Annotated in this window: 17 protein-coding genes and 1 pseudogene; 7 read left to right on the forward strand and 11 right to left on the reverse strand. The window is 67.4% G+C overall.

Annotated features, from left to right (window positions below):
* Positions 1-248: 248 nt before the first annotated feature.
* Complete coding sequence (locus CA951_RS26565) at positions 249-617, forward strand: hypothetical protein (RefSeq protein ID WP_087559680.1); 369 nt, start codon at positions 249-251, stop codon at positions 615-617.
* 6 nt (positions 618-623) lie between these two features.
* On the opposite strand, the gene CA951_RS26570 is transcribed toward CA951_RS26565, so the two are convergent.
* Genes CA951_RS26570 through CA951_RS26590 form a run of 5 tightly spaced genes read right to left on the reverse strand, consistent with a single transcriptional unit; the run spans position 624 to position 6,745 of the window.
* Positions 624-1,229 (reverse strand): hypothetical protein, encoded by a 606-nt coding sequence (locus tag CA951_RS26570; protein WP_087559809.1) that lies wholly within the window; start codon positions 1,227-1,229, stop codon positions 624-626.
* A gap of 49 nt (positions 1,230-1,278) precedes the next feature.
* The gene (locus CA951_RS26575; protein ID WP_087559681.1) at positions 1,279-2,961 is read right to left on the reverse strand and encodes an ABC transporter family substrate-binding protein; all 1,683 of its coding nucleotides are present in this window, start codon (positions 2,959-2,961) and stop codon (positions 1,279-1,281) included.
* A 30-nt stretch (positions 2,962-2,991) separates the two neighbouring features.
* The gene (locus CA951_RS26580; protein WP_087559682.1) at positions 2,992-4,848 is read right to left on the reverse strand and encodes an ABC transporter ATP-binding protein; all 1,857 of its coding nucleotides are present in this window, start codon (positions 4,846-4,848) and stop codon (positions 2,992-2,994) included.
* Positions 4,845-5,771, reverse strand: coding sequence for an ABC transporter permease (locus CA951_RS26585; protein WP_087559683.1), 927 nt, complete (start codon positions 5,769-5,771; stop codon positions 4,845-4,847). Before CA951_RS26585 ends, CA951_RS26580 begins: the two co-directional genes overlap by 4 nt.
* Positions 5,768-6,745, reverse strand: a complete 978-nt coding sequence (locus CA951_RS26590; protein WP_087559684.1) for an ABC transporter permease — start codon at positions 6,743-6,745, stop codon at positions 5,768-5,770. Before CA951_RS26590 ends, CA951_RS26585 begins: the two co-directional genes overlap by 4 nt.
* A 139-nt stretch (positions 6,746-6,884) precedes the next feature.
* Here CA951_RS26590 and CA951_RS26595 point away from each other — a divergent pair, with 139 nt between their 5' ends.
* On the forward strand, positions 6,885-7,658 hold the full coding sequence (locus CA951_RS26595) for a S9 family peptidase (protein WP_087559810.1): 774 nt from the start codon (positions 6,885-6,887) through the stop codon (positions 7,656-7,658).
* Between the two features lie 39 nt (positions 7,659-7,697).
* On the opposite strand, the gene CA951_RS44500 is transcribed toward CA951_RS26595, so the two are convergent.
* Complete coding sequence (locus CA951_RS44500; protein ID WP_256974091.1) at positions 7,698-7,823, reverse strand: hypothetical protein; 126 nt, start codon at positions 7,821-7,823, stop codon at positions 7,698-7,700.
* A 138-nt stretch (positions 7,824-7,961) separates the two neighbouring features.
* Here CA951_RS44500 and CA951_RS26600 point away from each other — a divergent pair, with 138 nt between their 5' ends.
* Positions 7,962-8,258 carry a SelT/SelW/SelH family protein gene (locus tag CA951_RS26600; RefSeq protein ID WP_087559685.1) on the forward strand — a complete coding sequence of 99 codons (297 nt, stop codon included), beginning with the start codon at positions 7,962-7,964 and terminating at the stop codon, positions 8,256-8,258.
* Between the two features lie 2 nt (positions 8,259-8,260).
* Here the strand turns inward: CA951_RS26600 and CA951_RS26605 are convergent, their stop codons facing one another.
* Positions 8,261-9,652, reverse strand: a complete 1,392-nt coding sequence (locus CA951_RS26605) for a wax ester/triacylglycerol synthase family O-acyltransferase (protein WP_087559686.1) — start codon at positions 9,650-9,652, stop codon at positions 8,261-8,263.
* Between the two features lie 334 nt (positions 9,653-9,986).
* Here CA951_RS26605 and CA951_RS44505 point away from each other — a divergent pair, with 334 nt between their 5' ends.
* The 3 genes from CA951_RS44505 to CA951_RS26615 all read left to right on the forward strand — a co-directional run bounded on the left by CA951_RS44505 (position 9,987) and on the right by CA951_RS26615 (position 10,851).
* The gene (locus CA951_RS44505; RefSeq protein WP_256974092.1) at positions 9,987-10,169 is read left to right on the forward strand and encodes a hypothetical protein; all 183 of its coding nucleotides are present in this window, start codon (positions 9,987-9,989) and stop codon (positions 10,167-10,169) included.
* A 70-nt stretch (positions 10,170-10,239) separates the two neighbouring features.
* Entirely contained in the window at positions 10,240-10,410 is a 171-nt protein-coding gene (locus CA951_RS44510) for a hypothetical protein (protein ID WP_256974100.1), read from the forward strand.
* 36 nt (positions 10,411-10,446) lie between these two features.
* The gene (locus CA951_RS26615) at positions 10,447-10,851 is read left to right on the forward strand and encodes a VOC family protein (protein ID WP_087559687.1); all 405 of its coding nucleotides are present in this window, start codon (positions 10,447-10,449) and stop codon (positions 10,849-10,851) included.
* A gap of 3 nt (positions 10,852-10,854) precedes the next feature.
* Here CA951_RS26615 and CA951_RS26620 read toward each other — a convergent pair whose 3' ends face one another.
* From CA951_RS26620 to CA951_RS26630, 3 genes are all read right to left on the reverse strand, one after another.
* On the reverse strand, positions 10,855-11,838 hold the full coding sequence (locus tag CA951_RS26620; protein WP_087559688.1) for a sigma-70 family RNA polymerase sigma factor: 984 nt from the start codon (positions 11,836-11,838) through the stop codon (positions 10,855-10,857).
* Positions 11,839-11,899: 61 nt separating this feature from the next.
* Positions 11,900-12,400 (reverse strand): SRPBCC family protein, encoded by a 501-nt coding sequence (locus CA951_RS26625; RefSeq protein WP_087559689.1) that lies wholly within the window; start codon positions 12,398-12,400, stop codon positions 11,900-11,902.
* The gene (locus tag CA951_RS26630; RefSeq protein WP_087559690.1) at positions 12,397-12,714 is read right to left on the reverse strand and encodes a helix-turn-helix transcriptional regulator; all 318 of its coding nucleotides are present in this window, start codon (positions 12,712-12,714) and stop codon (positions 12,397-12,399) included. Before CA951_RS26630 ends, CA951_RS26625 begins: the two co-directional genes overlap by 4 nt.
* 144 nt (positions 12,715-12,858) lie before the next feature.
* Here CA951_RS26630 and CA951_RS26635 point away from each other — a divergent pair.
* A pseudogene (locus CA951_RS26635) lies at positions 12,859-14,269 on the forward strand (alkaline phosphatase PhoX).
* A gap of 32 nt (positions 14,270-14,301) precedes the next feature.
* Here the strand turns inward: CA951_RS26635 and CA951_RS26640 are convergent.
* Positions 14,302-14,757, reverse strand: coding sequence for a GtrA family protein (locus CA951_RS26640; RefSeq protein ID WP_087559691.1), 456 nt, complete (start codon positions 14,755-14,757; stop codon positions 14,302-14,304).
* Between the last annotated feature and the right edge of the window lie 3 nt (positions 14,758-14,760).

The following is a 14,760-nucleotide window of genomic DNA, read 5'->3' on the forward strand; positions in this document are numbered from 1 at the left end:
CACTTGATCTGGACGTATCTACCCGACCCGCGTCACGTCCTCGCACGCTCCCACTGGCGTCGCCGCCATCAACACCGAGCCCGACAATCCCACTACCGAGCCCGAGGACACCTCCCCTAAACGCGACTGTAGTACTAGCGGCCGGAGGTACCTGCGGAGATATAATTCTCGGACCTGGTATTCACACTCAGTGACGCGGTTCCGCCGTACTCGGGGAGACGGATTGGCGCGCCCCGAAAGGAATTCCGATGTCCACTCGAAAAGTGTTGGGTCGGCTGGGAGCGGTGATCGCCGTCGCGGGCGCACTGTCGTTCGCTGTGCCCGGCGCCGCCTCCGCCGCGCCGTTCGTCCCCGGCTCGATGTCGACGTGCGCCCCCGGAGCGTGGCTCACGTTCAACGCGGAACGGGTCGGACCCGACCGGATCCGGTACACCACCGCCGCGCCGTTCGCGCAGTGGAACGGCGCCGTCGTGCAGTTCACGAACCTCACCACCGGGTTCCGGGGTGTCGCGTTCGTCAACGACCCGGTACCGGCCGCCGTGGGGTTCGGACCGGTGCTGAGTGAGATCGCCGGGCTGCTGCCGTGCTTCGTCACCTCGGGCGTCACCATGTCGTAGCCCGCCTCAGCTGGGGTCGGAGCCCCGGACCGCCGCCAACCACACGGCGACGGCCGCGGCCACGCACGTTGCGCCGGCGAATGCGGGAAGTCCGCCGCCCGCGACGTACACCCACAGTGCCCCGGCGAACGGCGCCGCCACCGCGTACTGGGCGTCGAGGACGAGCCTGCGGGCGGGCCGGACGGCCACCCGGGCGCGCACCGGACCGTCCGGATCCGGGCGCGACGGGTTGTCGATCAACCGGCCGGGTGGCTCCGAACGACGCGCTCGCCCGGACGGGAGCAGGCGACGGCCCTCCCACATCACCGCGGTGCGCCCGCCGGCGTCGTGCACCGTCGCCGCGGTCGGGGTCGGCAGGGTGAGCAGGGCGGGATCGAAGAACACCGGAATCCACCGTGAACCCGGTTTTTCGCGGACCTCGATCCAGGACCTGCTGGTCAGCCGGTGCTGCTGGCGAACTCGGTGCACCGTGGCCTGCCGTCCCGGCCCCGATGCCGCGCGGGTGGCCGCGAACCAGGTGTAGCCGGTGACCCCGAGCACCGCCGCCGCCACGACGACCAGTGCGCTGAGCTGATCGGCATCGGCGATGACGGCGAACCCGCCGCACACCAGCAGCGCGCCCACGGCGACGGCCACCGGGTAGCGCACGGCCGCGAACCCGCTAATTCAGGAAGCCGATCTTGGTGTAGTCGTAGGACGCGAGACCGGCGGCGCCGAAGTTCGCCAGGTTGTCGCGCACCGCGACGTTGCCCGGCGCCTGCATCAGCGGCAGCGAGAACCCCTCCTCGAACACTTCGGTGTCGACCTCGTTGGCCAGTTCGATCGCCTTCTGCGGGTCGAGTTCCGAGATCGTCCGCTCGATCAGCGCATTCAGTTCGGGCGAACCGATCCGGCCGTAATTGCCCTGCAGGTCCTCGGGATTGTACGCGTAGATCTGCGGGAGGCCGCTGAGCGGGAACGGATCACCCACCCAGGAGAATTGGGCGAGGTCGAAGTCGCCGGGCTGGATGACGTCGGTGAAGAACCCGGTGCCGCCGCGGGTGTCGATGTTCAGCTTGGCGCCGATCTGCGCGAGGTTCTGCTGAACGATCTGCGCGATCTGGACCCAGGTGGTCGACTGGTACATCACGTCGCGGATCTCGAGCCGGCGCCCGTCCTTCTCCCGGAACTCGCCGTTGAGTTTCCAGCCGAGTTCGTCGAGTCGCCGCGCCGCCTCCTCCGGGTCGTACGCGACGGCCGCGCTGTTGTCCTGGTAGCCCTGCTGACCGCTGAGGTAGACGTGGTTGTTCAGCGGCTTCGGGTCGTCGACCAGACCGTTCTGGATCGCGGTCGCGATGCCCTGCCGGTCGATGCCCTTGGACAGCGCCACCCGCAGTTCCGGATCGGCGAGGATCGATCCGTCCGCGCCGTTGAACGTGATGTGCGAGAACTGGGTTCCCGGCGCCCGGCGGATCGCGATGCCGTCCGAACCCTCCGCGGTCTTGACCTCGTCGATCGTGCCCAGTCCGGACGCGTCGATCTCGTTGTTCTGCAGGGCGGGAATGCGCGCCGAGTCGTCGAGCACGCTGTACGTGATGGTGTCCAGTTTCGGGGTGTTGCCCCACCAGGCGGGGTTGCGGCCCAACGTGATCCGGTTCTGCGCCTTGTCGATCGACGCGATCTTGAACGGTCCCGACGTCACCGTGATCCCGTCGCGCAGACTCGTGTTGAACGCCTCGGGGGTCGCGGTGGCCGACTTCGGGTACAGCATCGAATTGCCCGCGAACTGGCCCCGCCATTCGGCGTACGGCTCGGCGAACGTGATCACCGCCTGACGGTCGTCGACGCCGCGCTCAACCCGGTCCACCCGCTCGAACCCGGACGTGTTCGCGATCAGGAATTCCTTGTTCTTCCCGCTGAGCGCCGCGGCCTGGGACTGGATGTCCTCCCACGTGATCGGGGTGCCGTCGGACCACACCGCCTTCGGGTCGATCGTGTACGTGACCTGCTGGGGGTCGGTGCCGGTGAGCGCGACGTCGACGAAGTAGTCGTGGTTCACCGACAGCGCCCCCGAGGCGTCGGTGCCGAACGCGCGGGGCATCATCGGCTTCAGCATGCCGCCGATCTCGGAGTCGTTGCCGTCGTTGGACAGCGTGTTGAAGTTCGGGGGGAAACCCGACAGCGCCAACCGCAGGTTTCCGCCGTCGCGCAGTTCGCTGGGGTCGTGCGGGTTGATGTCGTTGGTGGTGCCGAGTGACCCGGATCCGGTCCCGGCGCCGGTGTCCGAACCCCCGCAGCCGGCGAGAACGAGGCCGACGGCCAGGAACGATGCCGCGAGGCGGGTGCGCGCCGAACGAATCCTCATGGATGTGCCCTTCCTCGAAGTTCGCTGACCCTAGTGTGCCAAATCGGTCGGATCCGGAACGGGGATTGCCGCGAGCAGCGCCCGGGTGTACTCGTGCTGCGGATCCTCGAAAATCGTCTGCGCGGCCCCCGACTCGACGATCCTGCCCCGGTACATCACCGCGACGTCGTGCGCGATGTTGCGGACCACCGACAGGTCGTGGGAGACGAACAGGTACGACATGCCCCGCTGCTCCTGCAGGTCGCGCAGCAGGTTGAGCACCCCGGCCTGGATGGAGACGTCGAGCGAAGACACCGGTTCGTCCAGAAACAGCAGTTCCGGATCGAGGGCGAGTGCCCGGGCGATGCTGATCCGCTGCTTCTGGCCGCCCGAGAAATCGGCCGGATACCGGTCGGCGTGCTCGCGTCGCAACCCGACCAGGTCGAGCAGTTCCGGTACCCGGCGGCCGATCTCCTCGCGCCCCCGGCCGTCCAGCCGCAGGGGCTCGGCGAGCACGTCGAACACCGGCAGCCGGGGGTCCAGGGACGCCGTCGGATCCTGGAAGACGACGGCCATCTTCCGCCGGAGGGCGCGCCTGCGATGGGCGCTCAGCGCCGCGACGTCGGCGCCCAGCACCTCGATCGACCCGGATTCCGGCGCGGACAGGTCGAGGACCTGCGTCAACGTCGTCGACTTGCCCGAGCCGGATTCGCCCACCAACGCCAGCGTGCGACCGGCACGGATGTCGAACGTGATGCCGTCGACCGCCCGGATCTCGCCGCGCTTGCGGCGGAACACCAGACCGCTGGTGATCGGATACGTCTTCACCAGGTCGGTCACCTGCAGCACCACCCGGTGCTCGGGCGCCGTCCTCGCGGTGAGGGCGGGCGCCGGCTGATCCCGCCGGTACGCCGTGAACAGGTCGCGGGCGCCCGTCTCGTCGACGCGGATGCACGCCGCCCGATGGGCCGGTCCGGTCGCGACGAGTTCCGGTTCGGCGAGCAGGCAGGCGTCCACGGCGAGCGGGCAGCGCGGCGCGAACGTGCAACCCGGTGGCAGCGCATGCGGGGCCGGCGGGGCGCCGGCGATCGAGACCAGGCGGCTCCGGATCGGCGCGTCCATCCGCGGTACGGACACGAGTAGTCCTGCGGTGTAGGGCATTCGGGGTTCGGCGAACAGTTCCCGCACCGGAGCGGATTCCACCACCCGGCCCGCGTACATCACCACCACGCGGTCGGCGAGGGTCGCCGCGATGCCCATGTCGTGGGTGATCATCACGACGCCGGCGCCGGTGAGATCACGGGCCTTGCGCAGCAGGTTCAGGATCTGCGCCTGCACGGTCACGTCGAGGGCGGTGGTCGGTTCGTCGCAGATGATCAGCGCGGGATCGTTCGCGATCGCGATGGCGATCACCACCCGCTGGCGCATGCCGCCGGAGAACTCGTGGGGAAAGGCCTTGGCGCGCAACGCAGAATCGGGGATCCCGACCAGATCGAGCAGGTCGACGGCGCGCTGCTCGGCGTCCTTCCTGTTGCTCGCCCGGCCGTGGACGAGCAGCGCCTCGGCGATCTGGTCGCCGACCCGGTACACCGGTGTCAACGCGGACAGCGGGTCCTGGAACACCATGCTGACCGTCTTCCCGCGCAGCGCCGACAGTTCCTTGTCACCCATGCCCAGCAACTCGCGGCCCTGCAAGCGGATGGAGCCGGTGACGCGCGCATGCTCGGGCAGCAGGCCCATCACCGCGAGGGACGCCACCGACTTGCCCGAACCCGACTCACCCACGATGGTCAGCACCTCGCCGTCGGAGACGGTGTAGCTGATGTCGCGGACCGCCTCGATCCGGCCTTCCTCGCTGGGAAAGCTGACCCGCAGGTTCTCGATGTCGAGCAGCGGCTCCCCGGTCACTGCTCGGCCTTCTTCCTGCTCTTGCGGGACCGGGCGCGCTTCGAGGTGGGGTCGACGGCGTCGCGGAGACCGTCGCCCACCAGGTTCGCCGACAGCACGGTGATCACCAGCAGCCCGCCCGCGAACATGAACAGCCACGGGTAGGTGAGGGCGGATTCGGTGCCGTCGGCGATCAGCGACCCGAGGGAGATGTCCGGTTTCTGCACGCCGAACCCGAGGAAGCTGAGCCCGGTCTCGGCGAGGATCGCGGCACCGACGTTCAGGGTGGCGTCGATGATCAGGATCGACGCGATGTTCGGGACGATGTGGCTGGTGATGATCTTGTGCGTCGGCGCCCCCATGTACCGGGCGGCCTGCACGAATTCCCGCTCGCGCAGGCTCAGCGTCATCCCGCGGACCATCCGGGCGGTGATCATCCAGCCGAACACCGCCAGCAGCAGGATCAGCAGGACGATCGAACTCGACGACTTCAGCCGGGGAGTGAACACGGCGATGATGATGAAGCTGGGAACGACGAGCAGCAGATCGACCAGCCACATGATCACCCGATCCGGCCAGCCGCCCACATACCCGGCCAGCGCACCGACGAGCGCGGCGATGGCGGTGGAGAACAGCGCGACGCAGATGCCGATGATCAGCGACTTCTGCAGCCCCCGCAACGTCTGCGCGAGAACGTCCTGCCCGATCTGGTTGGTGCCGAACGGATGTTCGGCGCTGGGCGGCTGCAGCAGCGCGGTGTAGTCGAGTTGCTGATAGTCGTAGGGGAGCAGGTACGGTCCGACGAAACTGGCCACGAACAGCAACAGCAGGATGCACACCCCGGCGATGGCGGGCTTGTTCCGGAGAAACCGCCGGAACAGCAGGGTCCGGCGACCGACGGCCGACACCGCCGCATCGGTGGACGCGATCTGGATCTCGGTCACCCGACACGCACCCTCGGGTCGAGCGCCGCGTACACGACGTCCGAGAGCAGACCCGACAACAGCACGATCAGGCCGGTGAACGACGTGATCGCGACGACGATGTTGGTGTCCTGATTGTCGATGCCGATCACGATCCACTCGCCGATGCCGTGCCAGCCGAAGATCTTCTCGGTGAACGTGGCCCCGACGACCAGCGCCCCGAACCCGTATGCGAACAGGGTCGCCATCGGGATCAGCGCCGTCCGGAGTCCGTGCTTGAGCAGTGCCTCCCGCCGGGTCAGCCCCTTCGCCCGCGCGGTCCGGATGAAGTCGCTCCCCAGAACGTCGAGCATCGCGTTGCGCTGATACCGGCTGTAGCCGGCGATGCTGCCCAGCGCCAGCGCGATGGTCGGCAGCGCGAGGTGCTGCACCCGGTCGACGAACTGCGGCCAGAACCCGGTGATCGCGCTGGCCGAGGATTCCCCGGTGTACAGGAAGATCTGGCTGCCGGTGGCCGAGTTGATCTGGAGAGCACCGTATTTCAGCAGGGTCGCCACGAGGAACACGGGCGCACTGAGAATCAGCAGCGACACGACGGTGCTGAAGTAGTCGCTGAACTTGTACTGCCGGATCGCACCCGCCGCGCCGATCAGCACCCCCAGCACCGCGCCGATGACGGAACCGAGGATCAACAATCGCATACTCACCAAGATCCGGCGGCCCAACTCGTCCGAGACCGGCTGACCCGTGATGGTGGTGCCGAAGTCGCCGTGCACCACGCCGCCCAGCCAGTTCGCGTACCGCACCGGGATCGGGTCGTCCAGGTGCAGTTCGGCGGCCTTCGCGTCGATCACCGATTGCGGCGGCCGCGGATTGCGCTGCTCCAGGCTGTCGAGCGGGCGGAAGGTGAGCGAGGTGAGGCTGAACGTCAGGAACGACGCCAGCAGCAACAGCACCACGTAGTTGAGCGCACGTCGTAGCAGGAATCCGGTCATCGATCCCCCTCGCAACTAGGGCTCAACGCTACGAAGTATAGGAGTGCGTCGCCGGCGGTCAGCCCGACTCGGTGAAACCGGTGCCGGGTTCGGGATCGCCACCCGGCACGTCGCGTCGTCGCTTGTTAGCGTTGGCGGTGTGACAATTCGTGCCGGCGCCGTCGAACCGGTGACGCGGCGCACGGCACACCACACCAGGTACGACGAGCACGCAGTCACGGTCCCGCGGTCCGGTGATCGTGCGCTGGTCGCGGTGCCGCGCGGGGTGACGCCGTCGGCGGTCGCGTACTACCTGCACGGGCGGACGGGGGACGAGCGGTCGATCGACGACCGCGCCGGACTGCGGGACGGACTACTCGACGCCGGATACGTGGTCGCGAGCCCGTACCTGCACGGCGACCGGTGGGGGAACCGGTCGGCGCAGGACGCCGTGGCCGCGCTGAACGCGTGGGTGTCCCAGCGGTGGCCGATGACGCAGCGGTTCCTGATCGGCGAGTCGATGGGCGGCAACGCCGCCGCGAACGCCGTGCGCCTGCGTGAGGTGCCGTGGGACGGTGCGGTGTTCATCGCCCCGTCGCTGTCGCTGCGCGCGGTGTGGGAACGAGGTGAGCACGGACGCGACACCGTGCGGGACGCGTTCGGCCTGTCCGCGGACGGGCACGACCTCGAACCGAGGACCGAGCACTGGGACGCCGTCCGGCACCGGCCGGGAGATTATGTGGGAGTACCCATTCGGGTGTACGCGTCGCGGGAGGACGAGGTCGCGAACATCGCCGGGGTCACGGGGCCGTGGGTCGAGATGATCCGCCGCGGCTCGGACTCCGTCGAATTCGTCGAGGTGAGCGGCCCACACGTGTCCGAAGACCACTTCCGGGCCGCGGAGATCGTGGAGTTCTTCGGGACGATCCGGTGAACGGGGGGAGGCCTTCGCGGCGAAGGCCTCCCCGGCCGTTCACGCCTCGGTGCGGTGCGTGGTGTCGAGACGGAAGATGTTGGTGAAGAAGTCCTTGACGGCCTGGATCTTCTCGTTGGTCAGGTCGAGGGCGTGACGACGCGATTCTTCGAGCGCGGTGGGCATGGCGGCTTCCTTTCGGCGAGGGGGCACAGCATGGCGATCGACAGTCTGCCCCACCATGCTGACGCCCGCATGACGAACAGGTGTCGCGCATGCAACTCGAACAGCAAGCGGGGGAGCGTGTTCGGTTAACCTGGCACGATGACGACGAGCAACGCAGACGGCCGGGTCGCGATCACCTACTGCACCCAGTGCCAATGGTTGTTGCGTGCAGCGTGGATGGCGCAGGAACTACTCGCCACGTTCGGGCAGGAACTCGGCGAGGTGGCACTCGTCCCCGGCACCGGCGGGATCTTCCGCATCACCGTCGACGACGACCTGATCTGGGACCGCAAAGAACAGGGCGGCTTCCCCGACATCACCGTCCTCAAGCAATTGGTCCGTGACCGGGTCGCGCCCGACCGCGATCTCGGGCACAGCGACCGGAAGACCCCCTGACGTCAGATCCCGACGGCACGCTCCAGTGCGCGCAGTTCGTGTCCGAGCCGGGCCGGGATCGACTTCAGGTCTGGCACGGCGCTGCGGCAGCCGGTGACACCGAACGAGATGATGTCGTCGTTGCTGGTGCACGTGATGTTCAGGCCCTGGCCGTCGACGGGCACCGACAGCGGGTAGATGGCGTCGAGTCGCGCACCGTTCCAGTACAGCGGTGAGCTGGGGCCGGGGACGTTGGAGATGATCAGGTTGAACGGCGGGCGCACCCGCGAGTTGTGCCCGAACAGCATGCTCGCGCCGACCGGTGCCGCCCCGAGCGCGCTCATCGCGAGGATCTGCGTGGCGGTCATCGAGCCGTACGCTTCCTTGCCCTCGCGCATGGAGGTCCGGATGGTCTCGAGCCGATCCGCCGGTTCGCGGAGGTGGGTGCCGAGGTTGCACATGAGCACCCCGATGTTGTTGCCGGTCGCCGCCTCGCGCTGACTCTTCAGCGACACCGGCACCATCGCGATCAGCGGCTCGGCGGGCAGGGCGTTCTGATCCTCGAGGTAGCTGCGGAGCGCTCCCGAGGACATCGCGAGCACGACGTCGTTGATGGTGCTGTCGGACAGCTTGGCGACGAGGCGGAGACGTTCGAGCGGCCACGACTGCGCCGCGAACTGGCGGGCGCCGGTGATCGGCACGTTGAACGGGGTCTTCGGTGCGGACAGGGCGAGCGGGCCGCCCTGGTCGCGGAAGGCGCGGGACACGGTGCCGGCGAGCGCGGGCACGAGGCCGGCGACCTCACCGACCGTCTCGCGGGCGGTGCGGATGGTGGTACCGGCGAGGCCCGACAGGCTGAACCCCTTCGACGGCGTCCGCTGCGGGCGCGGGCCGCGCGGCTGCCACGGCGCGGGCACGTCCCGATCGTCCGAGTTCTCGCTGAGCGCGTTGCGCAGCATCTTCATGGCGGTGACGCCGTCGGCGACCGCGTGGTGGATCTTGGTGTAGACGGCGAACCGTCCGTCGCTCAGTCCCTCGATCAGGTGCATCTCCCACAGCGGGCGGCTGCGGTCGAGCAGCGATCCGTGCAGCCGGGAGCACAGGGCCATCAGCTCGGCCTCGCCGCCGGGGGCGGGCAGTGCGTCGTGCCGGATGTGGTGACCGAGGTCGATGTCGTCGACGGTCTCCCAGCTCCACTGGCCGAGCGAGGAGAAGGACCGGCGGGCCCGCTTGGCGAGCCGGGGCGTGACGATTCCGTCGCCCTCGGCGAGCGCGCGGTCGAGCATCGCGCGCATGTCGTACGTGTCGGCGCCTTCCGGGAGCTGGAAGATCTCCACGCCGCCGACATGCATCGGGTGCTCTCGGGACTCGCCGAGAAGGAACATCGAGTCGAGGGGGGACATGGGGAGCGGCATCTATTGCCCTTTCCATCCCGTAGACGACTTCCCGGATCGCGGGAGGGCTCGTCTGTGGTCTGAGGTAACGAGAAATGGTGACGTTCCGTTTGTCGGGGACCACCACCGGGTAACTAATTGATATGGGACCGGTCACGAAAGCGTGACGTCGTATTTCTACAGGTTTCCCGTGAGCCATGCCACTAGACAAGCGTCCAGTTCGACGGTTGTCATTCGCCCGATGTACAGCCAAAGTGAACTCCGTGTGAACTGCCCAATTTTGTGCACTCAGTGCGGAATTCGCGTTTCCGAAACTGCCTAGGGCCGAAAGTCCCTACTCGGTAAGAATTGTGGCATGAACAAGCCCTGGGCAGTTGTAAAGCACGTGTCGTTCGAAGGACCGGCTCTCGTCGGTACTGTGCTGGCGGAGCGGGGATTTCGCTACACCAAGTACCTTATCTGCCGAGCGTTTGAACGGTCGGCTGCTCACGACATCGGTGGTCTGGTGGTGATGTGCGGTCCGATGCGCGCGCCCTGACGACGTTACCCACCCGCAACTTCCACGAGAGCGAAACTTCATCAAAAAAATTGTGGAGGCTGGTCTTCCGATGCTCGGGATCCGCCTCGGCGCGCAACTTCTCGCGGCCTCGTTCGGCAGTCCCATCCGCCGCGGCCGGACGGAACATGATCGGTTCGTTCCTCGACCTGGCCGAGAGTTGACAGAATCGGGCGCGCGGTCGCCGATGAGTTTCGCGCACCGCCGTGGTCTGTATCGATGACTTCCGCGCTGGGCGGAACCCGAGAAGGAGAATCACATGTCCCGGATGCTCTTCGTGAACCTGCCGATCAAGAACCTCGATGCGACCAAGCAGTTCTTCGGCGGACTCGGCTTCGAGTTCAACGCCACGTTCAGCGACGATTCCTGCACCGCCATGGTGATCAACGAGTCCACGTCCGTGATGCTCCTCGTCGAGTCCCGGTTCAAGGACTTCATCGAAGGCGGCATCTGCGACACCTCGAAGGCCGTCGAGGCGCTGCTGTGTATCTCGGCCGACAGCCGCGAGGAGGTCGACAGCCTCGTCGACAAGGCCCTCGCCTCCGGCGGGACGGCGTGGGGCAAGCTCCAGGACGAGGGCTTCATGTACGGCCGCGCGTTCCGTGACCTGGACGGCCACGTCTGGGAGGTCATGTGGATGGATCCGGCCGCCGTGCCGGCGTAGGGATCAGGCCGGCGGGGTCTCCGGCAGTCCGAACTTCTCGAACAGATCGATGTCGAAGAAGCAGACGACATGGGAGACCCCGTCGGCCGTCACGTCCAGGACGTGCAGCTGAAACGGCCGATGGACCCCCTCCTCCCCGCGCATGTACAGGCCGAGCGCCGGCTGTCCGTTCGACACCGTCGGCACCAGTTTCATGTCGCCCCGCGCCTTGGCCGGGCATTTTTCGCTGACCAGGGTGCCGATCGCGGTCCCGCCGCGGTACCAGCCCTCGAACGGCGGCATCTCCCAGACGGCGTCCTTGGTGAACAGTTCGACGATCCCGTCGATGTCGTAGTTCTCGAACGCGGCCACGTAGCGGTCGAGCAGTTCGCGTTCCTCGGGGGACTCCGGTTCGACGAGCGTGTCCGCCGACGGAGTGACCAGTTCGAGTTGCGTCCGGGCACGCTGCAGCAGGCTGTTGACCGCCGTCGTGGTGGTGCCGAGGGCCGCCGCGACCTCCGACGCCTTCCATTGCAACACGTCGCGGAGGACGAGAACAGCGCGCTGACGTGCAGGAAGATGCTGAAGGGCCGCGATGAACGCCAACCGCACCGACTCGCGCGACGTCACGACGGTGGCGGGATCACTCGCGTCGTCGTCGATGAGACGGTTGGGGAGCGGTCCGAGCCACGGCACCTCGTGCCGTTCGACGAGTTCGGCGGTCGGGTCGGAGTCGGGAGCGCCCAGACCGCTCGGCAGCGGACGCTTCGATTTGTTCTGCAACGCCGTCAGGCAGGTGTTGGTGGCGATCTTGTACAGCCACGTCCGCAGCGACGCCTGTTGCTGGTAGTTGTCGTATCCGCGCCAGGCCCGGATGAACGTCTCCTGCATCTGATCTTCGGCATCGTGAAGTGAGCCCATCATGCGATAACAATGGGCGAGCAACTCGCGCCGGTAAGGGTCGGCGAGTGCGAGGAATTCCTCGTCGAGCGACTGCGCAGCCGTCATGGTTGGAGCTTACTGCGGCCATCCGACAGATGTCGGGCCCTCGCGCCCGCCGACCCGGCGTTCAGCCCCAGTTCACCATCGGCTGACCCGTCTCGAGCAGTGTCTTCATCCCGCTCAGCACCTCGTTCCAGCCACCGCCGGCGCCCTCGGGCTCCCGCCTGCCCGCGACCATCTCGGCCAGGCCCGGTGCGTTGGTGAGGTCGTGTGTGACAGTCAGTTTCGCGACTCCGGGCCTGCTCGACTGCGCGATCTCGTAAGTCAGCGTGGTGAAACCCTCCACATTGTCGGCGTCCATCAGCATCCGCCACGTCTGGACCAGCTTCTTCGGCGGATCGGATTCGATCACCTCGCCGTCGACGATCACGTCCGGAACGCCCGGATATTCCTTCATGGCGTCGTCCGCACGCGTGCGGAACGTCCCGCCCGCGCGCAGGTCGTAGTCGACGAGGCCGCCGTACCCGTACTGCTGCGACCACTCGGGTTTCGTGATGGCCTCCCAGATGGCCTCCGGGGTCGCCTTGATGTAGACGGCGTAGATCTGGATTGCGTCGGCGGTAGTCATTTCTCTTCCTCCAGTTCGGATTTCAGCTGAGCGAGCGCCGAGGTGTGACGCTCGGTGTACTTGTCGATCCACCGGTTGTGGATCAGCTGTATCGGCACAGGATTGAGGTAGTGAAGTTTCTCCCGGCCGGAGCGGCGCGTGACGACGAGTCCCGCGTCTTCGAGCACACGCAGATGCTTCATGACCCCGAATCGCGTCATCTCGACCTGCGACTCGAGTTCGGTGAGCGTCTGACCATCCTGGGCGAACAATCGGTCGAGTATCAGGCGGCGGGTCGGATCGGCCAGCGCCTTGAAGACGTGATCGTCGTCCATGCACCTGAGAATAGGTGACCATTTGGTCACGTGTCAACGGTTGTGCGGCTTCGCCGCCCGTGAGTACTTATCAACCGCCGGCGGTTAACAAGTACTCACGGGGGAGAGTTCGCATCCGGTTCGTCACCTTGGAGGTTTCACGCAGTGTCCACTGCACCACTCAACCGCCGCGGATTCCTCGGTCGCACCGCGCTCACCGGCCTCGGTGTGGCGCTCGCCGGAAGCGTCGACGCCCTCGTCCGCCCGGCGTTCGCGTCCGCGGCACCGGGACAGGCGATCGGCTACGGACCGCTCGTGCCGGACCCGAACCGCATTCTCTCACTCCCGGTGGGCTTTTCGTACACCGTCGTCTCCCGCTCGGGTGAGACACAGCTGGACGGCGGCGTACCGGTGCCGAGCGACCCCGACGCGATCGGGGTGTTCGCGCGGCCCGGCGGTTCCACGCTCGTCACCAACCACGAGATCGGCAGCGACGAACCGTTCGGCGTGCCCGCGCTCGACGGACTGACGTACGACACGGGCGCGCGGCGGTACCACCACGACTGCGGTCGGTGCCGACGGCGCACGGCAGGGCCAGTACGTCAGCGTCGCGGGCACCGTGAACAACTGCGCCGGCGGCATCACCCCGTGGGGAACCTGGTTGACCTGCGAGGAGACGGAGGCCTGCGCGGGGGAGAACGGGTTCTTGCTCGACCACGGCTACGTCTTCGAGGTGGACCCGGCGAGCCAGGACGCGAACAGGGGCAAAAGCCCTGTGCCACTGAAGTTCCTGGGGCGGTACGCGCACGAGGCGGTGACGGTGGATCCGGCGTCGAGCACCATCTACCTCACGGAGGATGCGTCCGGGCCGAACGGGCTGTACTGCCGGTGGACGCCGCCGCAGGGCTTCCGGGGCGGACCGAACGCGTTGCGCGAACTCGCCGAGTCCCCGGGCGGCGACACCGCGGGCGCGCTCCAGGCGATGGCCTGCTTCCAGGGCGGAACCCACGTCCCCGACCTGTCGCAGGCCACCGAGCCGGGCACGGTGTACTCCGTGCAGTGGGTCGGGGTGCCGGACCGTGACGCCACGAGCACGTCGGTGCGCAAGCAGTTCGGGAACGACGCCGTCACCCGGAGTCGCAAGCTGGAGGGGCAGTGGTGGGGCGACGGCGGCGCCTACTTCGTCGCGAGCTACGCACGGACCAGTGACGGCAGCGTCGCCGAGCACGACGGCCAGGTGTGGTTCTTCGACCCGGCGAAACAGACGATCACCTTGAAGACCCTGTTCGGTGTCAACCCCGATCCCGCCGTGGACACCGGCAACTACGACGGGCCCGACAACATCACCGTCTCGCCGTACGGCGGCGTGATTCTCGCGGAGGACGGCGAAGGAATCAGCCACCTCGTCGGAGTCACGGCGGAGGGTGAGCCCTTCGCGATGGCTCGGAACGAGTTGAACGACAGCGAATTCTGCGGTCCGGCATTCAGCGCCGACGGCAGGATCCTGTTCGCGAACATCCAGTCCCCGGGGCTGACGCTGGCGATCACGGGTCCGTGGCACCGACCCCTGCCGTGAGTACTTGTTAACCGCCCGTGGTTAACAAGTACTCACAGGCCGGAGGCAAAAACCCAGCCGCGGAGGGCGAGGAACCGCAGCCCGCCGACGACGGCGCTGACGGCGACGACGAGCGCGACCTGCACGAGGCCGTCGGCGCCGGGGAAGAGCGTGTGCAGGAGTGCGAGCGCGAGGGAACTGACACCCAGCCCGATCAGGGCGAGGGTCCCGCCTTCCCACTGCGCGACGAACCAGCGGACGCGGTCCGCGGCGCGGAAGGTGAGCCGCCGGTGGAGTTCGTTGGCCAACATCGAACTGGTCACCACGCCGACCAGGTTGGCGACGAACGACCCGTACACGTCGAGGGTGAAGAACGCGAGAGCGTAGAGCACATTGCTCGCCGTGCCCACCAGGGTGAACCGGGTCAGTTGTGCGAACACGCCGCCGGCCCGCCCACGTAGAGGGGGATACGTGGGCGAGCCGACGGCGTCGTGGAACTGAACGATCATCTC

The sequence above is a fragment of the Rhodococcus sp. NCIMB 12038 genome (assembly GCF_002165735.1).
Lineage (GTDB): Bacteria > Actinomycetota > Actinomycetes > Mycobacteriales > Mycobacteriaceae > Rhodococcus_F.

What these genes read in the sequence shown, in the direction of transcription:
- CA951_RS26565 (WP_087559680.1), top strand. Translation starts at nt 249, where the DNA reads ATGTCCACTCGAAAAGTGTTGGGTCGGCTGGGAGCGGTGATCGCCGTC.
- CA951_RS26575 (WP_087559681.1), bottom strand. Translation starts at nt 2,961, where the DNA reads ATGAGGATTCGTTCGGCGCGCACCCGCCTCGCGGCATCGTTCCTGGCC.
- CA951_RS26590 (WP_087559684.1), bottom strand. Translation starts at nt 6,745, where the DNA reads ATGACCGGATTCCTGCTACGACGTGCGCTCAACTACGTGGTGCTGTTG.
- CA951_RS44500 (WP_256974091.1), bottom strand. Translation starts at nt 7,823, where the DNA reads ATGCCCACCGCGCTCGAAGAATCGCGTCGTCACGCCCTCGACCTGACC.
- CA951_RS26600 (WP_087559685.1), top strand. Translation starts at nt 7,962, where the DNA reads ATGACGACGAGCAACGCAGACGGCCGGGTCGCGATCACCTACTGCACC.
- CA951_RS26605 (WP_087559686.1), bottom strand. Translation starts at nt 9,652, where the DNA reads ATGCCGCTCCCCATGTCCCCCCTCGACTCGATGTTCCTTCTCGGCGAG.
- CA951_RS44505 (WP_256974092.1), top strand. Translation starts at nt 9,987, where the DNA reads ATGAACAAGCCCTGGGCAGTTGTAAAGCACGTGTCGTTCGAAGGACCG.
- CA951_RS44510 (WP_256974100.1), top strand. Translation starts at nt 10,240, where the DNA reads ATGCTCGGGATCCGCCTCGGCGCGCAACTTCTCGCGGCCTCGTTCGGC.
- CA951_RS26615 (WP_087559687.1), top strand. Translation starts at nt 10,447, where the DNA reads ATGTCCCGGATGCTCTTCGTGAACCTGCCGATCAAGAACCTCGATGCG.
- CA951_RS26620 (WP_087559688.1), bottom strand. Translation starts at nt 11,838, where the DNA reads ATGACGGCTGCGCAGTCGCTCGACGAGGAATTCCTCGCACTCGCCGAC.
- CA951_RS26625 (WP_087559689.1), bottom strand. Translation starts at nt 12,400, where the DNA reads ATGACTACCGCCGACGCAATCCAGATCTACGCCGTCTACATCAAGGCG.
- CA951_RS26630 (WP_087559690.1), bottom strand. Translation starts at nt 12,714, where the DNA reads ATGGACGACGATCACGTCTTCAAGGCGCTGGCCGATCCGACCCGCCGC.
- CA951_RS26640 (WP_087559691.1), bottom strand. Translation starts at nt 14,757, where the DNA reads ATGATCGTTCAGTTCCACGACGCCGTCGGCTCGCCCACGTATCCCCCT.